At 66.6% G+C, this 24,833-nt stretch carries 21 protein-coding genes; 16 read left to right on the forward strand and 5 right to left on the reverse strand.

Going from position 1 to position 24,833, the window contains the following annotated elements; translation table 11 throughout:
* Positions 1 to 69: 69 nt before the first annotated feature.
* Positions 70 to 699: a FadR/GntR family transcriptional regulator gene (locus tag ITJ67_RS15255; RefSeq protein ID WP_194678203.1), complete on the reverse strand. Its 630-nt coding sequence runs from the start codon at positions 697 to 699 to the stop codon at positions 70 to 72.
* A 147-nt stretch (positions 700 to 846) separates the two neighbouring features.
* Between ITJ67_RS15255 and uxaC the strand changes: the two genes are divergently transcribed.
* From uxaC to ITJ67_RS15290, 7 genes are all read left to right on the forward strand, one after another.
* Complete coding sequence (gene uxaC, locus ITJ67_RS15260; protein WP_194678204.1) at positions 847 to 2,328, forward strand: glucuronate isomerase; 1,482 nt, start codon at positions 847 to 849, stop codon at positions 2,326 to 2,328.
* Positions 2,325 to 3,692 (forward strand): mannitol dehydrogenase family protein, encoded by a 1,368-nt coding sequence (locus ITJ67_RS15265; protein WP_194678205.1) that lies wholly within the window; start codon positions 2,325 to 2,327, stop codon positions 3,690 to 3,692. Before uxaC ends, ITJ67_RS15265 begins: the two co-directional genes overlap by 4 nt.
* A gap of 132 nt (positions 3,693 to 3,824) precedes the next feature.
* A complete protein-coding gene (locus ITJ67_RS15270; protein ID WP_194678206.1) occupies positions 3,825 to 5,375 on the forward strand; it encodes an ABC transporter substrate-binding protein in 1,551 nt (516 codons plus the stop codon).
* A 54-nt stretch (positions 5,376 to 5,429) separates the two neighbouring features.
* A complete protein-coding gene (locus ITJ67_RS15275) occupies positions 5,430 to 6,371 on the forward strand; it encodes an ABC transporter permease (RefSeq protein WP_194678207.1) in 942 nt (313 codons plus the stop codon).
* A gap of 29 nt (positions 6,372 to 6,400) precedes the next feature.
* A complete protein-coding gene (locus ITJ67_RS15280) occupies positions 6,401 to 8,197 on the forward strand; it encodes a dipeptide/oligopeptide/nickel ABC transporter permease/ATP-binding protein (protein ID WP_323741482.1) in 1,797 nt (598 codons plus the stop codon).
* Positions 8,194 to 9,024 carry an ATP-binding cassette domain-containing protein gene (locus tag ITJ67_RS15285; RefSeq protein WP_194678208.1) on the forward strand — a complete coding sequence of 277 codons (831 nt, stop codon included), beginning with the start codon at positions 8,194 to 8,196 and terminating at the stop codon, positions 9,022 to 9,024. The genes ITJ67_RS15280 and ITJ67_RS15285 overlap by 4 nt, the downstream gene beginning before the upstream one ends.
* On the forward strand, positions 9,021 to 10,484 hold the full coding sequence (locus tag ITJ67_RS15290) for a glycoside hydrolase family 43 protein (RefSeq protein WP_194678209.1): 1,464 nt from the start codon (positions 9,021 to 9,023) through the stop codon (positions 10,482 to 10,484). Before ITJ67_RS15285 ends, ITJ67_RS15290 begins: the two co-directional genes overlap by 4 nt.
* On the opposite strand, the gene ITJ67_RS15295 is transcribed toward ITJ67_RS15290, so the two are convergent.
* Positions 10,460 to 11,080 (reverse strand): TetR/AcrR family transcriptional regulator, encoded by a 621-nt coding sequence (locus ITJ67_RS15295; protein WP_194678210.1) that lies wholly within the window; start codon positions 11,078 to 11,080, stop codon positions 10,460 to 10,462. The two genes, ITJ67_RS15290 and ITJ67_RS15295, sit on opposite strands and share 25 nt — an antisense overlap.
* Positions 11,081 to 11,178: 98 nt before the next feature.
* Here ITJ67_RS15295 and ITJ67_RS15300 point away from each other — a divergent pair, with 98 nt between their 5' ends.
* The 9 genes from ITJ67_RS15300 (at position 11,179) to ITJ67_RS15340 (ending at position 22,131) form a co-directional block, all read left to right on the forward strand.
* Entirely contained in the window at positions 11,179 to 12,405 is a 1,227-nt protein-coding gene (locus tag ITJ67_RS15300) for a family 1 glycosylhydrolase (RefSeq protein ID WP_194678211.1), read from the forward strand.
* 14 nt (positions 12,406 to 12,419) lie between these two features.
* Positions 12,420 to 13,691 (forward strand): MFS transporter, encoded by a 1,272-nt coding sequence (locus ITJ67_RS15305; protein ID WP_194678212.1) that lies wholly within the window; start codon positions 12,420 to 12,422, stop codon positions 13,689 to 13,691.
* A gap of 88 nt (positions 13,692 to 13,779) precedes the next feature.
* Complete coding sequence (gene uidA / locus ITJ67_RS15310; protein ID WP_194678213.1) at positions 13,780 to 15,573, forward strand: beta-glucuronidase; 1,794 nt, start codon at positions 13,780 to 13,782, stop codon at positions 15,571 to 15,573.
* A gap of 32 nt (positions 15,574 to 15,605) precedes the next feature.
* Positions 15,606 to 16,844: a D-mannonate dehydratase ManD gene (manD, locus tag ITJ67_RS15315; protein ID WP_194678214.1), complete on the forward strand. Its 1,239-nt coding sequence runs from the start codon at positions 15,606 to 15,608 to the stop codon at positions 16,842 to 16,844.
* Positions 16,834 to 17,370 (forward strand): gluconokinase, encoded by a 537-nt coding sequence (locus tag ITJ67_RS15320; protein ID WP_194678215.1) that lies wholly within the window; start codon positions 16,834 to 16,836, stop codon positions 17,368 to 17,370. Before manD ends, ITJ67_RS15320 begins: the two co-directional genes overlap by 11 nt.
* Positions 17,360 to 18,454: a LacI family DNA-binding transcriptional regulator gene (locus ITJ67_RS15325; protein ID WP_194678216.1), complete on the forward strand. Its 1,095-nt coding sequence runs from the start codon at positions 17,360 to 17,362 to the stop codon at positions 18,452 to 18,454. The genes ITJ67_RS15320 and ITJ67_RS15325 overlap by 11 nt, the downstream gene beginning before the upstream one ends.
* Positions 18,439 to 19,437 (forward strand): Gfo/Idh/MocA family protein, encoded by a 999-nt coding sequence (locus ITJ67_RS15330; RefSeq protein ID WP_194678217.1) that lies wholly within the window; start codon positions 18,439 to 18,441, stop codon positions 19,435 to 19,437. Before ITJ67_RS15325 ends, ITJ67_RS15330 begins: the two co-directional genes overlap by 16 nt.
* A 121-nt stretch (positions 19,438 to 19,558) precedes the next feature.
* Positions 19,559 to 21,034 carry an MFS transporter gene (locus ITJ67_RS15335; RefSeq protein WP_194678218.1) on the forward strand — a complete coding sequence of 492 codons (1,476 nt, stop codon included), beginning with the start codon at positions 19,559 to 19,561 and terminating at the stop codon, positions 21,032 to 21,034.
* 86 nt (positions 21,035 to 21,120) lie between these two features.
* The gene (locus ITJ67_RS15340; protein ID WP_194678219.1) at positions 21,121 to 22,131 is read left to right on the forward strand and encodes an SDR family NAD(P)-dependent oxidoreductase; all 1,011 of its coding nucleotides are present in this window, start codon (positions 21,121 to 21,123) and stop codon (positions 22,129 to 22,131) included.
* A gap of 106 nt (positions 22,132 to 22,237) precedes the next feature.
* Here ITJ67_RS15340 and ITJ67_RS15345 read toward each other — a convergent pair whose 3' ends face one another.
* The 3 genes from ITJ67_RS15345 to ITJ67_RS15355 form a co-directional block, all read right to left on the reverse strand.
* The gene (locus ITJ67_RS15345) at positions 22,238 to 22,822 is read right to left on the reverse strand and encodes a GNAT family N-acetyltransferase (RefSeq protein WP_194678220.1); all 585 of its coding nucleotides are present in this window, start codon (positions 22,820 to 22,822) and stop codon (positions 22,238 to 22,240) included.
* A gap of 104 nt (positions 22,823 to 22,926) precedes the next feature.
* On the reverse strand, positions 22,927 to 23,631 hold the full coding sequence (locus ITJ67_RS15350) for a GntR family transcriptional regulator (RefSeq protein ID WP_160074531.1): 705 nt from the start codon (positions 23,629 to 23,631) through the stop codon (positions 22,927 to 22,929).
* Between the two features lie 4 nt (positions 23,632 to 23,635).
* Positions 23,636 to 24,733, reverse strand: a complete 1,098-nt coding sequence (locus tag ITJ67_RS15355; RefSeq protein WP_194678221.1) for a phosphotransferase — start codon at positions 24,731 to 24,733, stop codon at positions 23,636 to 23,638.
* Positions 24,734 to 24,833: the final 100 nt, after the last annotated feature.

Genomic DNA, 24,833 nt, shown 5'->3' on the forward strand with positions numbered 1-24,833 from the left:
AGGCATCTTCGGATCGTGTCTTGTTCCTTGAGAACAATTAACCTGAAGCTAAGTAATTTCCCTGGGTATTCACTGGGTGGGTGAAGTCGTGGGCGGCGGGAACAGGGTGCCAGTCAAGGCGTGGGTGGCTTCGCTCCCGTCGACGATGGCTCGCGCGACTCGCGAGTGCACGGCGAACTCGATCGAGGCTCCAGGCGTCACGGTCGGACAGTCGGCGGGGTCGGCAAGGTGCGCGAGTGTTGGTGCGAAGGACTGCATGAGGGGGTTCCCCGTGGAGAGCAGGACGAGTTCGTGAAAGGTCACGCATTCGCCGCGGTGAGCATCGGCTCGGGAGCCGGCGGCCAGGATCTCGAGGCGTTGCACGCTCGAAGCGTGCGCGGCTGCCAGTGCCGAGGCTGCTGGGGCAATTGCGGCATGCAGCTGTCGGAGTGCCGTCAGCCCTGTCTGCCGTTTCCGGCCGGAGAGGCGCCAGAGCAGCACCTTCGGGTGGAGGGAGTCCCAGCAGTTCTCGGGAAGCACCGTGAGGCCTACGCGCTGTCGAGCCTCGATCAGATGCAGCGAGGTCAGGGCTGCGGTGGCCTCCCTGACCACGGTCCTGGATACGGAGTACTTCTCCTGGAGATCGTTGAGCGTGAGGACCGTCCCCGGCTCCAGGTATCCGCCAGCTATGTCCGCACCAAGTGCGTCGAGGACACGCATGACAGCCTCCGGTTCTTGGGTGGTTGGGATATGCCCGAGTCTGACACTCGTCACCCAGTTCGGCAACCGGTTGCACTTAGATTGGAATCTGTGTTTCACTACCCGAGGGCGTTCAGCCCAGTCCTCCAGAGAAAGTGAGAGCCCTCAATGCCGAGGCCGCAATCATCTGCAACTCGTGAGACCGCAGGCCGCGGCAGTCTCGTCTCGGCGACCGGGGTCAACCCGGAATCGGGAGCCGCCGAGGCTCGCGCAGACCGGGACAGGCTCTTTCCTGCAGATCCCACCACCAGAAGCGTCGCGCGAGACCTCTACGACAGCGTGGCAAGAGCGCCCATCCTGTCGCCGCATGGACACGTGCCCGTCGCGTGGCTGGCGGAGGATCGACAGTTCGCCGATCCCACCGAGCTGCTGGTGACCCACGATCACTACGTGACGCGTCTGCTCCATGCCTCCGGCGTTGCGCTTTCGGAACTCGGAGTCGGAGGGAACGTCGTCGCACCTCGTTCAGCGTGGCGGCTGTTCGCTGAGCACTGGGACAAGTTCGCAGGCACTGCTTCCGGCTACTGGATTCGCGAAGAGCTGATCGAAGTACTCGGTGTCACCAGCGATCTGAGCCCGACAACTGCCGACTCCATCTTCGACGAGATAGAACTCAAGCTCGAGCTTCCCGAGTTCAGGCCCAGGGCTCTGTTCGAGCGGTTCGGTATTGAAGTGCTCGCGACGACTGATGACCCACTCGACGGGCTCGAACACCACGCGGCGATTGCTCGCAGCAGTCTCCCCGGCCGAGTCTTGCCCACATTTCGCCCCGATCGGTACCTCGATCCAGATCAGGAGGGCTTTCGAACCTGCGTCCCGGAGCTCCTCGGGGCTACCGGCAGTCCGGCGACATTCGCCGGCTATCTGGATGCGCTTCGCCAGCGTCGGGAGTACTTCATCCGTCACGGTGCGGTCTCCACGGATCACGGTGTCGAGGAGCCGTACACCGTCGATCTCTCGGATCACGATGCCGAACAGCTCTTCCAGCGTGTGCTCTCGGGTACCGCTGATGAATCGCAGAGACGGATGTTTCGCGGACACATGCTCTTGCGCATGGCCGAGCTGAGCGTTGAGGACGGTCTGGTCATGACTGTCCACGCCGGGGTCGTGCGAAACCACAGCTCGGTCACGCATCGACGATTCGGGGCGGACAGCGGACACGATATTCCGCGGCAGACCGACTTCGTTCGCGGACTCCGCCCGCTCCTCGAGCGATTCGGACTCGAGCGGTCCCTCCATCTGGTGCTCTTCGCAGTCGATGAGGCTGTGTACTCGCGCGAACTGGCACCGATGGCGGGCTTCTACCCGAGCGTCTACGTCGGCGCACCGTGGTGGTTCCTCGATGCGCCTGACGCGATGCAGCGCTTCCGTGCAGCCGTCACGGAGACCGCAGGTTTCTCGCGTGGGTCGGGCTTCGTCGATGACACCCGCGCGTTCCTCTCGATCCCAGCAAGGCACGACACCGCCAGGCGAGCAGACGCTGCATACCTGGCACGCCTTGTCGTCGAGGAGCGCATCGCCATGACCACTGCCCAACGGGTCATCGACGACCTCGTCGGGCCCCAGCCAAGGAGAGTCTTCAAGCTATGACAACAGCAGAACAGGAAGCGCGCAGAGTGCTCCTCCGTGACCAGCCTGCACCCCCGGTTCGGATCGTCCATCTGGGGCTGGGGGCATTCAGCAGATCGCACACGGCCTGGTACACCTCGCGAGCGGAGGACCACGAGAGCTGGGGTATCAGCGCGTACACCGGGCGCAGCCACGAGCTCTCGGACGCTCTCGAGCGTCAAGACGGCGTGTACACGCTGGTCGAGCGGGGCAGTGATGTGGACACTGCCACTCGAGTAGACAGCGTGGTCCGCGCGCATCCGGGGGGACAGGTCGACGAGTTCGTCGCGGATCTCGCGAGTCCGGCAACGGCGATCGTGACGCTCACCATCACGGAGCGCGGCTACTGTCTCGTCGCCGATGGCACGTTGGACTCGGATGACCCCGAGGTGCTCTCGGATCTGGAGATCCTGCGTGCTGCTGGAGGGGCTGCTGCCGCGGGCGCCAAGCCGACGACTGCCCTCGGAAAGCTCGCGCTCGGACTCGAAGCTCGGCGCCGCAGCGAAGGCGGCGCGATCGCGCTCATTTCCTGCGACAACATTCCGGACAATGGAGCGCTGCTCCGAGCCGCGCTCCTGCAGATGGCGGAGGTCCTCCCCGGGCTGGTCGGCTGGTGCGAGGAGCACGTCTCCTTCGTCTCCACGTCCATCGACCGCATCACGCCGCGCCTCTCCGGCGAGGAGCTGGAGCGCCTCTCCTCGCGCTACGGTGACCTCGCGCCTGTGGTCGCCGAGCCATTCTCGGACTGGGTGCTCGAGGGCGATTTCCCGGCCGGTCGCCCGATGTGGGAGACCGCGGGCGCCAGATTCACCGACGAGCTCGCCCCATGGGAGTCCAGAAAGCTCTGGATGCTCAATGGCGCCCACACGCTGCTTGCCTCGCTCGGTCAGCTGCGTGGGCATCGGACCGTCGCCCAGGCGATCAACGACAGTGCGTGTCTCCGTGCCGTAGGGCTCCTCTGGGATGAGGCGGAGCGCCATCTGCCAGCGGATCTCATGGTTGCCGAGTATCGCGAGGCCCTCATCGGCCGTTTCGAGAACCCGCGCATCGAGCACCGTCTCGCGCAGATCGCAGCCGATTCCTCGACCAAGGTGCGGCTCCGCATCTCTCCGGTCGCGGAGCTCGAGCTGGCGGCGGGGAGGCGTGCGGACGGCTGCGCGGCGGCAATCGCGGCATGGATAGCTGCCGCCAGTCGAGGGCTCGTTCCCGGTTTTTCCGGCTCGGATGCAGCCACTCCGACGACGGACTTCATCGCTGCAGTCAGTGATGGTCTTGCCGAAGATCGTGACTTCGTCGCTCGTGTCGACGCGAAGGTCTCCGACTACCAGCGCGGCTTCACGCTCTGATTCGAGGTCAATTTGGCAATCGGTTGTCAAATCGACCCCCGAGTGCTTTACTGAACGCAACGTTGCCACCACATCCCGTCGTTGGATGGTGGTGGCGGCTGAGATGGAAGTTCTTACAAAGGAGTTTGAATTATGACCACTGATGCCAGAAACAAGCGCCGCCCCGGGTGGCAGGCTGCGCTGGCCACCGGGCTCGTAGCGGCCCTTGCGCTTGTCGGATGCTCAAGCGGTGATGTCGCGGAAACCGGTGGCAAACCGGAGGTCGCGTTGAAGGTGTCGGCGGTCTCGCCGCCAAACTCGCTTGATCCCTCGCAGCTCGTGGACGGGCAGCAGATGTTCGTCTGGAGCGCTCTCTTCGACACGCTCCTCAAACGAGACCCGATGAGCGGTGAACTGCAGCCGAACGCCGCCGAGTCCTGGGAGTACAACGAAGACGGCACGCAGCTCACGCTCAAGCTGCGCGACGGGCTCACCTTCAGCTCTGGTGACCCGGTCACTGCGGAAGCCGTCGCAGCGACGATGCTCAGGTCCAAGGAGACGCCGGGACAGGTGCAGCCCCGATTCAAGCTCGTCACCGACGTCACAGCTGTTGACGACAAGACCGTGCAGGTCTCCTTCGAGTCGTTCGACCCGCAGTTCGTCGAGAACCTCGCCCAGGGCCCCGGGGCTATCGGCGACCCGGCCACGATGGACGAGGAGCGCACTGCCACCGACCCGGTCGGCTCCGGCCCCTTCGTCCTCGATACCGCGCAGACAGTGCCGGGCAGCAGCTACGTGCTGACCAAGCGCGATGACTACTGGGACGCGGAGAACATCCCGTACTCATCCATCACCGTCCGGGTTCTCCAGGATCCGACGGCGGCGTTCAACGCCTTGCAGTCTGGGGAGATCAACGCGACGACCGTGCAGGCGCAGCTTCTCGGCCAGCTCGACGCCTCGCAGTACACGACGACCACGATCGATGCGGTGGCTGTCGCCTACCTGAACGTGCTCGACCGTGCCGGCGAGCAGTGGCCAGCGCTCGGTGACCCCCGAGTCAGGCAGGCGATCAGCTTGGCCATCGACCGGCAGGGTGTTCTCGACGGCATCTACCAGGGCACCGGCCGCGTGACGGAGCAGATGTTCAGCCCGTACGGCAGCGCGTACGACGAGGGCCTCGACGACACCTACGCCTACGACCCGGAAGCAGGGAAGAAGCTCGTCGAGGAGGCGGGCTTCGCGGGAGAGAAGTTCCAGATCCCCAGCACCTTCCTCACCACGAGCATCGAGCCCGTTCTGTCGCAGGCCTTCACCGACATCGGGCTCGAGATCGAGTGGGTGACGGTGCCCCCGCAGCAGGCGCAGTCGGCGGTCTCCTCCGGCCAGTACGGACTCTCGTACCAGATCCTGGGCTTCAGCTCCGACCCGGCAGATGCGGCCACGAACTTCTCGGCGTCAGGCTTCGGCAACCCGCGCGGTTTCACGGACCCGACGATCGACGAGCTGTTCGCGAAGATCAACAGCACGATCGAGTTCCAGGATGCGGTTCCGACCTACCAGGAGCTCAACGCCTACACCGTCGACCAGGCCTTCCAGATCCCCATCGTCTTCACCGGCTCCAACTGGGTGACCACTGACGGCATCGTCTTCGAGGCAGAAGCGAACACGCTGTCGACCTGGCGCCTGTTCAAGATCGCCGAGTAACGCGCCGCGGGGCGGTGGGAGCTCCCACCGCCCCGCAAAGCCCTGGAGGCACCAATGACCACCTACATTCTTCGGCGACTCGGCACCGGCGTCATACTCGCGCTGCTGGTCACCTTCATCACCTTCATGCTGCTCAGCACCTCCTTCGAGGACGTCGCTCGCACCATCCTCGGGCCATCCGCGACACCGGAGACGGTCGCGGCGCTCATGCAGGCCCGAGGCTGGGACCGACCAGCGATCGTCCAGTACGGCGATTGGCTCCTGCACGCGCTTCAGGGTGACTTCGGGCAGTCCGTCTACACCAGCCTTCCGGTGCTGCCTTCAGTGCTGCAGCGCCTTGCGGTGACGCTGGCGCTCATCGTTCCGGCGCTCGCGCTGACCGTCGTGCTCTCCACCGTGCTCGGTGTGTGGGCCGCCTCCCGCGGGGGCTTCGTGGATCGCTTCGCGCAGGGCATCTCGCTCGTCGGGTACCTCATCCCGGCGCTGCTCCTCGCGATCGGACTGGTCGTGATCTTCGCTGTCCAGCTCAAGTGGCTTCCTGCGACCGGCTACACCCCGCCGACGGAAGATCTCGGGGGATGGGTCCGCAGCATCACCATCCCCGTCATCGTGCTCACGATCGGCGGCGTCGCCAACATGGCGGCGCAGGTCCGCGGCCGCATGATCGACGAGCTGCGCCGCGACTACGTTCGCACTCTGCGCACCCGAGGGATCTCCTCGAAATCGATCGTGCTCAAGCACGCGCTCCGCGGCGCGGGTGGACCGGCGCTCACGGTCATGTCCCTCGAGTTCATCCAGATGTTCGGCGGCGCGCTGATCATCGAGAACGTCTTCGCCCTGCCCGGCTACGGCAGCTTCGCCTTCAACGCCTCGCTGCAAGGCGACATCCCCGTCATCCTCGGCGTCGCCGCCTGGAGCGTCATCCTCGTCACCGTCGTCAACCTCGCCACCGACCTCGCCAACGGCTGGCTCAACCCGAGAGCGAGAGTCAATTGAGTCTCGAACAACCCCCGAAGACCGAAGCGGTGGCCGTCCCATCCACCGAGACCATCGCCACCGTCGAGAACGCTGCCGAGGTCGCCAGAACATCGATCTGGCGGCGCCTGCTCAAGGATCCGCAGGCAGTCGTCACTGCATCCATCCTCCTCATCATCTTCGCGCTCGGCGTGCTCACGCCGTTCCTCACCCAGCACGGCCCGAACGAGGCCGACCTGAGCATGGTGAACGCACCTGTCGGCACGCCCGGCTACCCGCTCGGCGGTGATGAGGCAGGCAGAGACATCTGGACCCGCCTGCTGCACTCGGTGAACACGGCGGGCATCTCCGCCCTCATCGGAACGAGCATGGCGCTCCTCGTCGGCGTCATCGCCGGCTTGGTCGGCGGCTACTTCGGCCGCAGGCTGCAGGGGGCCACCGAATGGCTCTTCAGCCTCATCATGACCTTCCCTGGTGTGCTTCTGCTCATCATCCTCATGCCGGTCACAGGCGGCGACTACCGGGTCACGATGCTGATCTTCGGCGTCCTCCTCGCGCCTGGCGTCTACCGCATCGTGCGGAACCTGGTGCTCGGCGTCAAGAACGAGCTGTACGTCGACGCGGCACGAGTCTCAGGTCTCGGCAACGTCCGCATCCTCAGCCGTCACGTCCTCTTCGTCATCAGGGGGCCCATCATCATCGCGGGCGCGTTCATGGCCGGATCTGCGATCGCCGTGCAGTCAGGCCTCGCGTTCCTCGGAGTCGGTTCCGTGCAGATCCCGAGCTTCGGCGCCATGATCGCGTCCGGATTCCGCAACCTGTACATCGAGCCGACCCAGTTCCTCTGGCCGAGCCTCACGCTCGGAGTGATCACCGCCTGCCTCGTCCTGCTCGGCAACGCGCTCCGGGACACGCTCGAGGGCTCCAAGCCCAAGGCCGTGAAGATGGGCAAGGGCCAGCGGGTCATCGAAGATCTTCCCGAGGAAGAGCCTGCAGAAGGTGAGCGCGAAGTCCTCCTGCGCATCCGCGACCTCATGGTGGCCTACCCGAGCCCGAGCGGTGAGCTCAACGTCGTCGTGGACAGTCTCTCCCTGAACGTGCGCCGTGGCGAGATCATGGGCCTCGTCGGAGAGTCCGGCTCCGGCAAGTCGCAGACCGCCTTCGCAACGCTCGGTGTCCTCCCTCCCGAGGCCGTCATCGTCGGTGGTTCCATCAGATTCGATGGACGCGAGCTCATCGGACTCACCGACCGAGAGATGCGCGCCGTCCGCGGCACCGAGATCGCCTACATCCCGCAGGAGCCCATGTCGAACCTCGACCCGAACTTCCGAGTCGGCGCGCAACTCGTCGAGGGTGTGCGGGCGGCGATCGGAGGTTCGAAGGCTGAAGCGCACCGGATCATCCTGGAGCTCCTGCAGCGCTGCGGGATCGCAGACCCCCAGCGCACCTTCGACTCGTACCCGTTCGAGATCTCGGGTGGCATGGCCCAGCGTGCGCTCATCGCCGCTGCGATCGCGAGCCGACCCAAGCTGCTCATCGCCGATGAGCCGACCACGGCACTCGACGTCACCGTGCAGGCCGAGATCCTCGATCTCCTGCGCGACCTGCAGGAGGAACTCGACATGGCTGTGCTGCTCGTGACGCACAACTTCGGCGTCGTCGCGGATGTCTGCGACAAGATCACGGTCATGCAGAGCGGTGTCGTCCTGGAGACAGGTTCTGCCATCGACATCTTCCTGCGGCCCCAGCACGACTACACCAAGATGCTTCTCGGAGCGATCCTCGACGAGGAGACCGTGCGAGCCGACCCGCCCGTGGCGGCTGCAGAAGGAAGGCACACACGATGACGCTGCTCGATGTCCGCGACCTGAAAGTCGCCTTCCCGGGCCGGGGGTGGCGGGCCAAGCCCGTCGAGATCCTGCACGGTGTCTCGCTCCAGGTCGGCCGCGGAGAGTGCCTCGGCCTCGTGGGTGAGTCGGGCTCCGGCAAGACGACCATCGGTCGTGCCGTGCTGGGGCTCGTCCAGCCCTCCGCGGGCGAGATCGACTTCGACGGGCAGCGGATCGACCATCTGCCGGTGCGCGCCCGACGCGCACTGTCGAAGGACATCCAGGTGGTGTTCCAGGACCCGTACACCTCGCTGAATCCATCGATGACGATCGGCGACATCCTCGCGGAACCGCTTGTCGTCGAGGGGGCATCGGGAAAGGATGCGCGAGCGAGAGTCAGAGTGCTCCTCGACCAGGTGGGGCTCCCCTCGAACGCGATCGAACGTCTCCCGAGGGAGTTCTCCGGCGGCCAGCGCCAACGTGTAGCCATCGCCCGCGCTCTTGCTCCCGAGCCCAAGCTGATCGTCTGCGACGAGCCCGTCTCGGCGCTCGACCTCTCGACGCAGGAGCGTGTCCTCGACCTGTTCATCGAGATCCAGCGCGCAACGGGAGTCGCCTACCTCTTCGTCTCCCACGACCTCTCCGTCGTGCGGCACATCAGCCATCGTGTCGCGGTGCTGTACCGGGGCGATCTCGTCGAGACCGGTCCTGCTGCGAAGGTCACCAAGGACCCAGACCACGCGTACACGAAGAAGCTGCTCCTAGCGGCCCCCGTCGCCGACCCGATCGCCCAGCGCGCCCGGCGTGAGGAGCGGCACCGACTCGCCGAGGCGGCCACAGCATGAGCGGCGCACCTATCCTCGCCGGCTTCTATCCGGACCCCACCGTCTGCCGGGTTGGCGATCGGTACTACCTCGCCAACTCGTCCTTCGAGTACTTCCCGGGGGTTCCGATCTTCGAGAGTGCCGACCTGCGCACCTGGACTCAGGTCGGCAACGCGCTCACCACGAGCGAGCAGCTCGACGTCCGGCCCGGGATCGACGGGGCGAGCGGAGGGATCTACGCGCCGACGCTCCGATTCCACGACGGGCGCTTCTGGCTGATCACGACGAGCATCCACAGCGTCGCGGAGGGGCACCTGCTCTCCACCGCCGTCGACCCGGCGGGTCCCTGGAGTACGCCCGTTCGCATCCCCGGCGCGATCGGCATCGACCCCGATATCGCCTGGGACTACGACGACGTCTGCCACCTGACGTGGAGCGACGTCATTCGAGGCGGGATCTCGCAGATGCCGATCGACCCGCACACCGGCGAGTCGCTTGGTGAGGTGGTCGCTCTCTGGAATGGCACCGGTGGATCGAACATCGAGGGCCCCCACATCATCCGGCGCGGCTCATGGTGGTATCTGCTCGCCGCGGAGGGAGGTACCGGCCCCGGGCATATGGTCACCGTCGCCCGAGCCGCCTCCATCGACGGCCCCTATGCAGCGAATCCGGCCAACCCGATCCTGACCCATCGGAGTACCAGCGATCCCGTCCAGTCCACCGGTCACGCCGACCTCGTGGAGCTCGTCGACGGCAGCTGGGCGATGGTGCACCTGGGGACTCGGCCGCTCGGCTCCTTCCCCCGCTGGCACGTGCTCGGCCGGGAGACGTTCCTGGTCGGTATCGATTGGGCCGATGGCTGGCCGGTTGTCGACGAAGCCCGCTTCGAGGCGCCCGCAGGGCAGCTCGAATTCACCGACGAGTTCCGCGGAGAAGGCCTCGACCCTCGCTGGGTCGCGCCGGGCATCGATCCCACCAGCTTCGCCCAGCCGAGCGCCAACGGTCTGCGCCTCGCGAAGACGGCTGTGGATGGGAATGCGGTCCCTGCTCTCCTCGCCTGCCGAGTTCAGGATCACGAATGGGAAGTTGATGTCGCGGCCGATGGTGACCTGGCGCTCAGCGTGCGTATCGACGAGCTCCACCGCGTGGCAGTGCGACGACTCGACGGCCGCCTCGAGGTGCACATGGTCGTGGGGCCGGTCGAGCAGGTGCTGCACTCCACACCGCTGCCGGCTGGGGACCTTGCGCTGTCGATCCGGGTGGCGCCGCAGCACCGCGTCTCCGCATCCCGGATCGGACCGGACACCATCAGCCTCGGGTGGTCGTCCACCGGCCTCTATCAGGAGCTGGCGGCAGTGGACGGGCGCTACCTCTCCACTGAGGTCGCCGGCGGTTTCACGGGCCGCGTGGTTGGCGTCGAAGCTCTCGGCGACGGCGTCATAGTGCGACGGTTCAGCTACTCGCCACGATCGGCGTCCTGAGCGAGCTCGGGCACGAGCATCGAGAGCACGCCGCGGACGAGCTTCTCGGTGTCGATCTCACCCTGGGCGAACAGCCACTGCGTCTGGAGGCCATCGATGGTCGCGATGGTGACGGCCGCCATCTCCGCAGGGGTGAGCGGCCCAGAGGTTCGCCCCTGCTCGTGGAGGCTCGTGAACAGGCGGGTCATGAACGAGCGAATATTCGTGAATCGCTCGACGAAGTGCTGGTGGGCAGGATGGGTGGTGCTCGTCGCCTCGCCGACGAGCACGGCCGTGAGCTGGATGAGCCCCGGCTCCGTCTTGCGGTCGAGGAGCATCGTGCTGAGCTCGCGGAGCACCTGCACCGGGTCGGCCTCAGCTGAGAAGGTGCGGTGTGCGCGCAGGAACTCGGCGCGCCGCTGGTCCTCGACGTCGAGGACCGCGGTCAGGAGCTGCTCCTTGCGCGGGAAGTGGTGCAGGAGACCGGTGTAGCTGACCTCGGCGTCGCGGGCGATCTGGGCCATGGACGTGCCGTGGAACCCGGACTCCCTGAACACACGGGCGCAGGCGTCGACGATCCCAGCGCGGATGCGCGCGCTTTTTGCATACTCGGCCATGGCATCCCCCAAAGTCGTAGATGTTCACTAGTTTATGCTACGGTCGTGCAACCGGTTGTCAAAACCGTGATCCCGGATCGAAGAGAAGAGGGTGTCCGATGACGAACTTCCCAGCTGGATTCCTGTGGGGCGCTGCGACCGCCCCCCATCAGATCGAAGGCAACAACGTCAACAGCGACTGGTGGGTGCGTGAGCAGCAGATGCCCGGCATGGAGCTTTCTGGCGACGCGTGCGACAGCTACCACCGGTACCGCGAGGACATGCAGCTCCTCGCTGATGCCGGGCTCACCTCGTACCGGTTCGGGCTCGAGTGGGCTCGCATCGAGCCGCTGCCCGGTCGGTTCTCGAAGGCGGAGCTTGCGCACTACCGCCGCATGATCGACACCTGTCGGGAACTCGGCCTCGAGCCCGTCATCACGCTCCAGCACTTCACGACCCCGAACTGGTTCGCCGAACAGGGCGGGTGGTCATCCCCGGATGCGCTCGAGATCTTCACCCGATTCGTTCGAGAGGCGTGCGGCATCCTGCAGGATGTCGAGTGGGTCGCCACCATGAACGAGCCGAACATGCAGGCGGCGATCATGACTGCCATGCAGCGCATGAGTCAGCAGCAGGACGCGACCTGGCAGAGCCCGACCGTCGACACCGAGCAGTCGGACGAAGACCGCAAGCGCTCATCCCGCAACTTCCTTGCAAGCGCGGACCCTGCGATCGGTCGCAGGTTCGTCGAGATCCACCACGCCGCCCGGGACGTCGTGCGTGAGCTGACTGGCGCCAAGGTCGGCTGGACCATCGCTGCGGGCGCCCTGACGGCCCAGCCCGGCGGCGAGGCGCGGATGCTCGAGATCCGCTACGGCAAGGAGGATGTCTTCTGGGAGGGCAGCCGCGGTGACGACTGGGTCGGTGTGCAGGCCTACTCGAGTCAGGAGGTCGACGCCGATGGGCTCGTGCCGCACCCTGACCGCCCGGACAACACGCTCGTGGGTACGGCGTACCGTCCCGATGCCCTCGAGATGGCCGTGCGTCATGCCTGGGACGTCACCGGGGGAGTGCCGGTGGTCGTCACCGAGAACGGCATCGCCACCTCGGACGACGAGCAGCGCATCCGCTACACGGACGAGGCGCTGCAGGGGCTGCAGCGGGCGATGCAGGACGGTATCGACGTACGCGGCTACCTGCACTGGTCGCTCCTGGACAACTTCGAGTGGGGTCACTGGGAGCCGACCTTCGGGCTCGTCGCGGTGGATCGGGAGACCTTCGAGCGCACACCGAAGCCGAGCCTCGCCTGGCTTGGAGCTGTCGCAGTCCGCAACGAACTCGGCTGACCGGCGTCCTCGCTGTGGCCGAACTCACCCCGGAGGGCGGGGCTGCGATTCGTCGCGACCCTGTCCCCTGGTGGGCGGTTGTCCTCGTCGTCGCCGCGACCTTCGGGGCGGGCATGGCGATGCTGGTGCCAATGACGTACACGCTCGCGGTTCGGCTCGACCAGCTCGCTCCGGGGCAAGTGGGCGCGCTCGGGATCGTCTTGGGTGTCGGCTCGGCCACGACGCTGGTCGTCGCACCGCTCTCGGGCATCCTGAGCGACCGAACTCGGACGCGCTTCGGGCGGCGGAGGCCGTTCACGGTCGCAGGTCTCGCCCTCGGGCTGCTCTCGGTCGCGATCATGATCGCAGCGCCGAACGTCGGAGTGCTCACCCTCGGCTGGGTGGTCGCGGCCGCGGGCTGGGGGACGGCGACCGGGTCCATCGGCAACTGGCAGGCCGACCGTCTTCCGGCCAGGCAGCGCGGTTCCGTGTCCGGCGCAACAGGATTGGCCATGCAGGTCTCGCCGGTCGTGGGGATGCTCGTCGTCGCTCCGCTCAGTGGACGCACGGACCTCGCTTTCCTGGTGCCAGCGGGTGTGGCACTGGTCCTGGTCGGCCTCTTCGTCGTCTTCGCGCCCGAGGATGACACTCGCGGGATGACGCTGGAGGAGGAGCGCCTGACCCTGCGGATGGTGCTGCGGAGCTTCCTCTTCAGCCCCCGTGCGGCACCGGACTTCGCCTGGGCCTGGCTCGGCAGGTTCGTGTTCTTCCTGGGGTTGACGGCGACGACGAGCTTCACCGTGTACTTCATCGCGCAGCGTCTCGACCTGGCAGTGGCAGACGTGGTCGGAGTCATGGCGCTCGTCTCGGCGTTGAGCATGATCACGGCCACGTTCGGCTCGCTGGGCGGTGGTTGGCTCAGCGACCGCCTGGGTCGCCGGCGACCGTTCGTCTTCCTTGGTTCGCTCCTGTTCGGCGCAGGGAGTCTCGTGCTCGCCTTCGCCGGCGATTTCACCTCCATCTTGATCGGCATGCTCATCAGCTCGCTCGGCATCGCACTGTTCTCGACGGCGGGCCAGGCCCTCGTGCTTGATGTCCTGCCGGACCGGGAGTCGCAGGCCGGTCGGTACATGGCAATCACGCTCTTCGCGCAGAAGATTCCCGGCGTGCTCGCCCCACTGCTCGCACCGCTGCTCCTGCTCGTCGGCGGCGGCGAGGAGAACTTCACGGTGCTCTACGCAGCATCGGCGCTGCTGGCGGTTCTCGGGGGCGGCATCATCGCCACTCGGGCCACCGGTGTGCGTTGATTCGACCTAGTGCAACCGATTGCCAAACATTTCGTTTTCTGATTGACTCGACCCACACCACATCGCAATGAAGCGCAGAGAGGCCCACATGCTGAAGCCAAAGCCCACACCCACCCGCGAGCTCGTCAACCTCGACGGCGTCTGGAAGTTCGGCATCGACACCCGACTCGGCGACGAGCCATGGGCTGGCCCGCTGCAGACGCCGCTCGAGGCCGCGGTTCCCGCGTCCTACAACGACCTCTTCACCGACCCTGAGATTCGCGACCACGTCGGCTGGGTCTACTACCAGCGGGAGGTGCGGGTGCCCCGCGGCTGGACAGACGAGCGGGTCCTACTCCGCTTCGACGCGGCAACACACGCCGCACGCGTCTACGTGGGTGACCAGCTCGTGGGCGAGCACGTGGGCGGATACACGCCTTTCGACATCGACATCACCGACCTGGCACCCGCCGGCTCCGCCTTCCGGCTGACCGTGGCCGTCAGCGGAGACCTCACGAACGAGACCATCCCGCCGGGCAAGATCGAGGTGGGGTTCGACGGGAAGCGCAAGCAGACGTACTTCCACGACTTCTACAACTACGCAGGCCTCGCGCGATCGGTGTCGCTGCACAGCGTGCCCGTGCGCAGCATCAGCGACGTCACGGTGCGCACGACCTTCGAAGGCGAGGTCGGTGCCGTCGACTACCGGGTGGACGCAGCCGACGGACTTGACGTGCGTGTGCGACTCGCGGACGCATCCGGAGCAGTGGTGGCTACAGCCGACGGCGCAACTGGCGTGCTGTCCGTGCAGGATGTGACGCTCTGGCAGCCGGGCGCCGCCTACCTCTACGAGCTCACGGTCGAAGCGCTCGACGGTGGCGAGATCGTCGACAGCTACCCGGTCCCCGTCGGCGTGCGCACGGTCGAGGTGCGCGGGGCCCAGTTCCTCGTCAACGGAGAGCCGTTCTACTTCACCGGCTTCGGCAAGCACGAGGACACGACGGTGCGGGGCAAGGGGCACGACAACGCCTACCTCGTGCATGACTTCCAGCTCCTCGAGTGGACAGGCGCGAACTCATTCCGCACCTCTCACTACCCGTACGCCGAGGAGGTCCTCGAGTTCGCCGACCGCCACGGCATCCTCGTGATCGACGAGACGGCCGCCGTTGGCCTGAACATGGGCGTCGTCGGCGGCATGTCGGGAACACCCCCGTTCCCGACCTTCTCCGAGCAGTACGCGAACGAGCGGACGCAGGCGGCGCACGAGCAGCACCTGCGAGAGCTCATCACCCGCGACAAGAACCACCCCTCGGTGGTCATGTGGTCGATCGCGAACGAGCCGGCCTCGAACGAGGATGGAGCTCGCGAGTACTTCGAGCCGCTCGTGAACCTCGTCCGCGAGCTGGACCCGACGCGACCGATCACGTACTCGCTCGTCATGTTCGCGACGTTCAAGAACGACCAGATCATCGACCTCTTCGACGTGGTCAGCATCAACCGGTACTACGGCTGGTACGTGACAGCCGGGGACCTCGCAAGCGCGGAGCTCATGCTCGAGGGCGACCTGAGAGGCTGGATCGAGCGCACCGGCAAGCCGATCATGATGTCCGAGTACGGCGCGGACACTCAGGAGGGTCTCCACTCGGTCTGGGATCAGGTGTGGACGGAGGAGTACCAGGCTTCGTTCCTCGCCATGTACCACCGCGTCTTCGACCGCCTGCCAGAGTTCGTCGGCGAGCAGGTCTGGAACTTCGCCGACTTCGCGACCACCAACGGTCTCCATCGCGTGGGAGGCAACCGCAAGGGGGTCTTCACCCGCGACCGCAAGCCGAAGGCCGCCGCCCATGAGCTCCGCCGACGCTGGCGCGGGCTCGACGGCCGCAAGCCCGGCAGTGACGACTGAGCCGCGACAAGCGCGAAGGAACAGGAATCATCATGATCATCGACAAGGCAGAAGTCATCGTCACGAGTCCCGACCGGAACTTCGTGACGCTGAAGCTCACGACGAACGACGGGCTCACAGGCATTGGCGATGCGACCCTCAACGGCCGAGAGCTGGCCGTGGTCGCGTACCTCAGTGAGCACGTCGTGCCCCTGCTGCTCGGCAGCGACGCGCACCGCATCGAGGACACCTGGCAGTTCCTCTACCGGAGCGCGTACTGGCGACGCGGCCCCGTGACGATGGCCGCGATCGCCGCCGTCGACATGGCGCTGTGGGACATCAAGGGCAAGGCCGCGGGGATGCCCGTCTACCAGCTCCTCGGTGGAGCCTCGCGCACGGGGCTCCTCGCCTACGGGCACGCTTCCGGTAAGACCACCGAGGAGGTGTTCGACTCCATTCGCTCGCACCAGGAGCAGGGGTATCGGGCGATCAGGGTGCAGACAGGGGTGCCCGGCCTCAAGTCCATCTACGGGATCGCCTCGAATGCCACCTACGAGAGCAACAAGGGCGTGCGCTACGACCACGAGCCCGCCCAGCGGGGCGCGCTGCCCAACCAGGAGGACTGGGACACCCGCAGCTACCTGCGTCACGTCCCGACGGTCTTCGAGGCGGTCCGCAATGAGTTCGGCCCGGAGCTGCCGCTGCTGCACGACGCCCACCACCGGCTCACCCCCATCCAGGCAGCAAGCCTCGGCAAGTCGCTCGAGCCGTACGACCTGTTCTGGCTCGAGGACGTGACGCCGGCGGAGAACCAGGAGGCGCTGCGCCTCGTGCGGCAGCACACGACCACGCCGCTGGCCATCGGCGAGATCTTCAACACCGTCTGGGACTACCAGACGGTCATCCGCGAGCAGCTCATCGACTACGTGCGCAGCGCGGTCACGCACACGGGCGGAATCACGCACCTCAAGAAGGTCCTCGACTACGCCTCCCAGTACCAGATCAAGTCGGGCATGCACGGTCCGACCGACATCTCGCCCGTCGGCATGGCGGCCGCGATGCATCTCGGCCTTTCCATCCACAACTTCGGCATCCAGGAGTACATGAAGCACGGTGCGAAGACCGACCAGGTCTTCAAGCAGAGCTTCACGTGGGAGAACGGCATGCTCCACCCCGGCGACGCTCCCGGGCTGGGCGTCGAGCTCGACGTGGACGAAGCAGGCAAGTACCCGTATGTGCAGGCCTATCTGCCGTTCAACCGGCTGCACGACGGAACCGTCCATGACTGGTGATCCACCTCTCGCTGGCGCCGGGGGGCCGCGCATCGTCGTGATGGGCGTCTCCGCTGCCGGAAAGAGCTCGGTGGCGTCGGGGCTGGCCGCGAGGCTCGGCACGCGGTGGGTGGATGCGGATGACCTGCATCCGGCGGCGAACATCGAGAAGATGGCCGAGGGGATTCCGCTCGAAGACGAAGACCGTTGGCCGTGGCTGGACGACGTGGCAGCGAGGATCGAGGCGGAGAGTCGGGCAGGTGGCATAGTTGTCGCATGCTCGGCGCTCCGCCGGGTCTACCGCGATCGCATGCGCGCGCGGGCAGCCGGTCTGGTCTTCGTGCACCTGGTCGGCAGCCGGGAGCTCCTCGCGAGGCGTGCGGTCTTGAGAGAAGGGCACTTCATGCCAGCGAGCCTGCTCGATACGCAGCTGAACACCTTGGAGCCCCTCGACTCGGACGAGACGGGGTTCGCGCTCGACGTGAGCGGCACCGTCCAGGAGATCGTCGACGAGGCAGTCGAGCGATACGCCCAGCATGCCAGCTGAGCAGAGGAGCGCCCTCGACGCGGAGGATGCGCTGCCCGACGAGTTGCCACCTGAGCTCGCAGCGAGGCTGCAGAAGCGGGGCGGAACTGCAACCATCTACGACATCGCCGAGCTGGCGGGGGTGAACCCGTCGACAGTCTCGCGGGCGCTCAGCAAGCCGGGGCGCATCAGCGCGAAGACGGAGAAGCGCATCCGCGCCGCGGCAGAGCGACTTGAGTTCCGGTTCAACCCCATGGCTCGTGCCTTGCCGACGGGTCGGACGCACACGCTCGCGCTGGTCGTCGCGGACATCACGAACCCTATGTTCTTCGGTATCGTCCGCGGGGCCGAGCAGGCGGCCTCGGCCGCCGGGTACACGCTCATCATCACCGAGTCCCAGGAGTCGGGGGCGAACGAGGCCGAGGCCATCTCCCGCGTCCTGCCGAGCGTCGACGGACTCGTGCTGGCGACCACCCGTCTTGACGACGAGCGCATCTCCGAGATCGCTGCTCGCAAGCCCCTCGTCGCCATCAACCGCGACATCGGCGGCGTCGCGAGCGTGCTGCCGGAGATCGAGGCAGGTGTCACCGACCTCCTCGAGCATCTTGTCGGGCACGGTCACCGCACTGTCTCGTACCTCTCCGGCCCGGAGAACTCCTGGATCAGCCGCCGCAGGTGGGAGATCCTCCTTGACGTCGCGGAACGACTCGATGTCGGGCTGGTCGAGATCGGGCCGAATCCTCCGACGATCGAGGGTGGCCGGGCTGCGTGGCGTCGCGTGATCGCAGCGCGCCCCACGGCGGTCATCGCCTTCAACGACCTCATGGCGATCGGCGTGATCCAGTCGGCCGCTGCCGCAGGTGTCAACGTGCCCGGCTCGCTCAGCGTGGCTGGCTTCGACGACATCTTCGGCAGTGAGCTCATCGTGCCAGCGCTCACGACTGTTCGGGCCCAGCTTGTCCTTGCGGGGCAACTTGCGGTTGAGAAGCTGCTCGGGCAGATCGATGACGACGCGGATGTCGCCGTCGACGAACCCCTCGCGACGAAGCTCATCGTGCGCGAGAGCACCGCGGAGGCTCGGTCCGGTCCGTGGTCGACGGGATGATCGCCTCGGGGCTTCGCTGGGCCGTCATCGGCACGGGGGACATCTCGCGGCGAGTGATCGCGGATCTGCGCGAGGTGTCGATGGGCTCCATCACGGCTGTCTGGGGGCGATCCGAGGAGCGTGCGGGACTGTTCGCCGCCGAGTTCGGGATCCCATCGTGGACCAACGACCTCGCTGAGCTGCTCGGGCGCGGGGACGTCGACGTCGTCTACATCGCCACTCCCTCAGAGACGCACTGCGAAATCGCCGTGCAGGCGCTGAGGGCAGGAAAGCACGTGCTCATCGAGAAGCCGATTGCCATGTCGGCCGCTGAGGCGCGCGAGATCTTCGATGTCGCGGCAGCGCAGGGCCTCTTCGCGATGGAGGCAATGTGGATGAAATTCAATCCGCTGCACACGGAGATCGAACGACGTGTTGCAGCGGGTCTGCTGGGTGAGGTGAGCTCGGTCAGGGCGAGCTTCGGCACGCCTTTCCATGCACGTGGTGGGCGCACGAGCCCTGCGCAGGCCGGAAGCGCCCTGCGGGATCGCGGCATCTACACCGTGACCCTCGCGCACTGGTTGCTGGGCGAGGGCGGAGTCGGCTATGCAGAGGGGACGCTGCTCGACGGCGTCGATATCCGTGGTTCGGCCGTGCTGCGCTTCGGCGCGACCCCACACGCTCAGCTGGCATGGTCGGGGACGGAGTTCCTGGACCTGTCGGCGGCGGTGAGCGGAGAACGGGGGTGGGTCGAGTTCGAGGCGATGTTCTGGGCCGGCACAAGGGCCCGCATCCACGCTGGTTCAGCGGAGCGGATCTTCGCGACGCCCGAGCTCGTGGAGTTCCCGCGAGTGGGGAACGGCTACCAGCCGATGCTCCGCGAGGTCGAGAGCACGATCTCAGACGGTGCACTGGTGCATCACCTGCACGCGCCGGACGCCACCATGCAGGTCACGCGCACGTTGGATTCCATCGAGCAGGCGGTCCGAGCGCAGGCAGAGTAGGTGCCGGCGGGCCTCTGGTGGTCGGGACGGGTCCTGTCGATGCGCACGCCGACGGTTCTTGCGTGAGAGTCTTTGACAACCGATTGCCAAATGGATCGCGAAGTGGTTGGATTGCTGCATCATGCAACGGCGCATCCGACGAGACTCCAGACCTGAAACGACCAGGGCTCCCCAAGAGGAGGAGCGACGCTGGACGACCTCCATCGCGATCCATTACGAAGAGAAGAAGCCGACAAGCAGGTACATCCGCTGGTACCTCCTTGTCGCGCTGGTGATCTCCGCGATCTGGGCCTCGGTCAACGGAATCCTCATGCCGAACCAGGTGCAGCTCCTGGAATTCGGACGGCTGTTCGTGGGCCCGGATGCAGGTGTCGATCTGACGGCGCTGACTGAGCTCAGCCGAGCCGTCGCAGCTGGCGAGGTCCAGCCGACGACGGACGAGACACGGCAGCTCGAGATCCTCACGGACTTCGAGACCGCGCGCGCAGCGAGCCTCGCCGTGGTCACGACGGTCAGCGCCATCGTCGTCATGCTCCTCCAGCCCGTCATCGGAGTGCTCTCTGACCGGACGCGTTCTGGGCTCGGACGCCGAGCCCCCTGGATCCTGTACGCGGGTCTCCTGGGCGCGCTGCTGCTCGTCGCCGTCAGGTACGCTCCGTCCATCGCCGTGCTGGTCGTGCTCTGGACCTTCACCGAACTGGTGATCAACGTCGTCAGCACCCCGTTGCAGGCGACGGTCGCCGACCGTGTGCCGCGCGAGCGCCGCGGCCGTGTGACCTCGTACACGAGTCTCGGCGCGATCGTCGGCGGACTCCTCGGAGGTATCGGGGCCGGGGCGCTGTTCGGCATGATCGGTCTCGACTTCTACTTCGTGCTGGCCCTGCTCTTCGCGCTCGCCGTCGTCCTGTTCGTCGTGCGGAACCGTGACGAGTCCTCCGTTGAGATGCAGCGGCAGCCGTTCCGCTGGGGAGAGTTCATCAGGGGATACGCCAGCGCACTCAAGGCGCGGGACTTCCGTTGGCTCTGGATCTCACGCGCACTCTTCTTCTTCGGCTACAGCACCTCGACGGTGCTGTCCCTCTACATGCTCCAGAGCTACATCACCCCGGCCCTGAGTGCCGAGCAGGCGTCCGCCACGGCGCCGCTGATCTCCATGGCCTCGCTGCCGGCGACCCTGATCGCGGTGACGGTCTCGGGCCGTTGGTCCGACCGCGTCGGGCGGCGCAAGCCCTTCATCATCGCCGCATCCCTGCTCATGGCGGTCTCGATGACGGTGCCGCTCATCTCACCCACGCTGCCAGGCCTCTTCACGCAGGCGATTCTCACGGGGCTCGCGTTCGGCATCTACCTCCCCGTCGACAACGCGATGTTCATCGACGTGCTCCCCGACCCCGAGCGAGCCGGCCGCGACCTCGGCCTGTCGATCGTCGCCACCAACCTCGGGCAGTCCATGGCTCCGGCGCTCGCCGCGGTGATGGTCGCCATCACCGGCGGGTACGCGATGGTGTGGGTGGCCGCTGCCATTCTCGTCGCCGCCGCGACGCTCACCATCTCGCCGATCAGGGAACAGCGTCGGCGGGCGCCGGTCACTGCGTGACGCCCGTCCTCCGACCCGCCCCCAACGACGACGATGCTCTCAGAAATGAGCTGACGTCGGTCCACCGAGAGAAAGCAGCAGCACACATGACCCGCGAAACGCCCATCACCGCACAGTCCAGCATCGGCCAGTGGCTCGACCACCCGGCCGGTGGCCCGCTCATCCGATCGCTCCTCGAGCAGTCCGGCACGGACCCTGCGATGCTCGCTCCCATGCGCAGTCTTCCGCTGCAGCAGCTCGTCGCCGCCAGCGGCGGGCAGATGCCGCAGTCCGTTGTGGATGACCTCGTCCTCGCCGCGAACGGCGGCGTCGCTCCGGAGCCCGATGCCGGTCCGCAGGGCGAGCTCGTGTTCGCGGGCCGCTTCGCCGGAAAGACGGTCGTCGTCACCGGCGCCGCATCCGGCATCGGCCGGGCAACCGCATCCCGGGTCGCCAGGGAGGGTGGTCGGGTCGTCGCCGTCGACGTCTCGCAGGAGCGCCTCGAGGAGCTCGTCGCGAGTCATGCAGGCGCCGACATCGTGGCCGTCCGCGCAGACATCACGGTCCAGGCGGACGTCGACGCCATCGTGGCGGCCGCCGACGGCCGCATCGATGCGCTTGCCAACGTCGCCGGCATCAACGACGACTTCTCGCCGGCGCACGAGACGAGCGACGCAGTGTGGGACCGAGTCCTGGCCATCAACCTGACCGGTGCGTTCAAGGTGCTGCGGGCCGTGCTTCCGACGATGCTCGAGGCCGGTGCCGGATCGGTGGTCAACGTGGCCAGCGAGGCCGCGCTGCGCGGCAACAGCTCGGGCAACGCCTACACCGTCTCGAAGCACGGCATCATCGGGCTCACGAAGTCCTCGGCCTTCATGTACGGACCTCAGGGCATCCGAGTGAACGCCGTCGCACCGGGCGGCGTCGCGACCGGCATCCCCATGCCGCCGAACATGTCGGAGCAGGGCTCCGCGCGTCTGCAGCCGTTCCAGGCGATGATCCCGACCATCGCGACTGCGGAGCAGCTCGCGGCGTCCATCACGTTCCTGCTGTCGGACGACGGCGTCAACATCAATGGGGCCGTCCTGGCCTCCGACGGCGGCTGGTCCGTCCAGTAAGAGCAGAGAAAGCGGCCTCCCTCCCCGACGAACGTGGAAGGAGGCCGCTTCGCGTTCTGCTGGTGGCATGGTGCCCATTGACGCTCTCCTGCAGGCTGCGTCGGCGTCAGTCGGAAGCCGCGGCCCGCCCACCCGTGGAAACCCAGGACCCGACCGGTCGATCTGGGAGGTCCTCGAAGGTCTCCTCGGTTCCGGTGATCACGAATCCACGTGCTTGGTAGTTCGCCAGGGCGAGCGGGCCGTCGAGGGTGCAGGTGTGCACCCACACCCGTGAGACGGGTGCGAGCTGGGCGCGCTCCGACAGCGTCCACGCGGCGAGTACGCCGTGCTCGAGCAATCGTCCCCCGAGGCCGCGACCCTGGGCCGCCTCGGCGAGGCCGAAGTATCGGATCTCCACCTCGGTCCCCTTGTCGGACGGCTTCGGCTGGAGGTGGACGTAACCGAGCGGATTGCCGTCGCCGTAGAGGATCCAGAACTCGGTGCCGGGCTCGGCGAGCTCATCCACCCACCGGTGCCTCGTCCAGTCGAGACGCTCGGTCCAGAACCATGGCCCGCCGACAAGTCCGTAGAGGAACCGTGCGTACTCCGGCGAGATCGAACTCGCTCGGTCGAGGCGGACGTCGTCGGGAAACGCCCGAGGCTCGTCTCGGGGCTGCTCGAGCATCTCCAGGGTCGTGGTCGTGATCTTCATCGGGACTCCTTGTGGTTGCGCCGACGGGTCCAGCCCACGGCGCTCTCGGGTGCTCCGCCAGCGGCTTTCGTTGCGGCGATGGTGTCGAGCGTTTGCCCTCGGGATCAGGCTGCGACGAGCCGCAGGAGTCGGCGCTCGTTGAACTCGATGTGCTGCAGGATCGCGAGCTGCGCCTCCACCACGTCCCCGTCCAGCAGGTGCCGGTAGATGGCCGAGTGGTCGGCGACGACGTCGATGTCAGCCACTCCCGATCGTGTCTCGTCCTCGCGGAGCAGGGCGATCGCGAACCGCATCTCATCGCCGATGTGGCGGAAGAACTCGTCGATGCGAGGGCTGTCCGCGAGCCCGACGACGGCACCGTGGAAGGCGAGGTCAGCACGAATGATCTCGAAGGAGTCGTTCGATTCGCCGCTGGCCACGAGAGTCTCGTACGCACGGGCCAGGTGGGTGCGTGCTGCGACGGATGCGGTTGGCGCCGCTCGGGCACCCTGCACCTCGAGGATGCGCCTGACGCGGTACAGATCCAGGACATCGGCCTGGCGCATGCGGCGCACTCGCGCGCCGCGGTTGTGCTCGTGGAGGACCAGGCCTCGGCGCTCCAAGAGGAGGAGCGCCTCCCGGACCGAGCGCCTCGAGACCCCCAGTCGGGTCGCAAGCGCGATCTCCCGCAGCGGTGCATCCGGTGCGTGCTTGCCCTGGTAGATCTCATCCCCGAGCAGCGTCGCGATCGACTCCGCGGTGCCTTCAGCGCCGCGGAGAGCTTCCTTGTTCTCCGTGGACGCGTGGGTGGGGACTGCTGCCTCGGTCATGGGATCATTCTGCGCGACCAGCTGACGTCCCATGCACAACCTCGGTGCCGTCTTCGACCCCCGTTGCTGCCAGAAGGCGCACGATCGGCCAGGTGCGTGCCATGCGTGCGGCTCCGTAGCTCGCGTTGTGACCCTCGGATCGCACGGTCCACACCACCGCGTTCAGGCAGAGACGCACGGCCGCGCCCGCGAAGATCGCCGACACCTCGTCATCGGACCACGCGCGCACCTCCGACGCGCCGTCGACGACGTCGCTGAGCGCCGCGAGCGGGTCTGCGTCTGCTCCCAGCATCGCGTACGCCGCTGCGATGCTCACCTCGGACATCAGCGGCGCCAGTCGAGCGTCGTCGAAGTCCACGACACCGGTGAGGTGGCCTGTTTCGGGATCGACGAGAAGGTTGAAATCGTTGAAGTCGTGGTGCGTGAGGCCGTGCGGTGCTGCGAGCACGACTTCATGCAGCCCCTCGAATCGGCTGATGAGCCTCTCGACGCAAGAGCGGTCCGTCTCGGAGATCCTCGTGCGCGCAGCGTCCGTTCCCAGGGCGCCCCGGATCGTCTCAGGCATCGTCTCGAAGGCCCATTCGTGCTGGATATCCTCCTGCGAGCCCGGGTGTCCCGAGAGCGCCTCGACCATCGCGGCTGCTGCCCGACCGATCTCGCGACGGGTCGACGCGGCGTTCAGCGGGGTCGGGCGGTATTCCGCGAACGGGATGCCGGGCATCCACTCGGAGACGACGACGAGCAGCGTCGAGTCGTCGTGCTCGAGGATCGCGACATCGCCACCGACGAGACAGGGCTCCGGCAGGGCGGCGGGGATTCCTACGGTGGCCGCCGTGCGGGCCAGGGAGCTTCTCCATTCCAGGCGCGCGCGCAGCTGCTCGGCGTGATGAGCGTCGCGTGCCCCAACCGCCTTGAACATCCGACTGGTCCCGTCGGAAAGGTCGAGGCGAGCATTGCTGGCCCACTCGCCTCCGAGCGCACTCGCGCTCCGCACGTCGAGCCCGTGAGTGCTCGCTGCGATCCTCGCCACCTGTCGAAGCTCGAGATGCGGGGGAACAGGTGCGGACCGGTCGCCGACGGTGGCGAAGTCAGAAGTCTTCATGGTTGCCAAGTATTGATCATCAAAGATCCTGTTGCAAGGCCGAGGGGTTTGAAATACCGCTGTAACACGAAACAAGAACACTGTCATTGCGCGTATGTGG

The sequence above is a fragment of the Pseudoclavibacter sp. VKM Ac-2867 genome (genome assembly GCF_015351275.1).
Classification (GTDB): domain Bacteria; phylum Actinomycetota; class Actinomycetes; order Actinomycetales; family Microbacteriaceae; genus Pseudoclavibacter.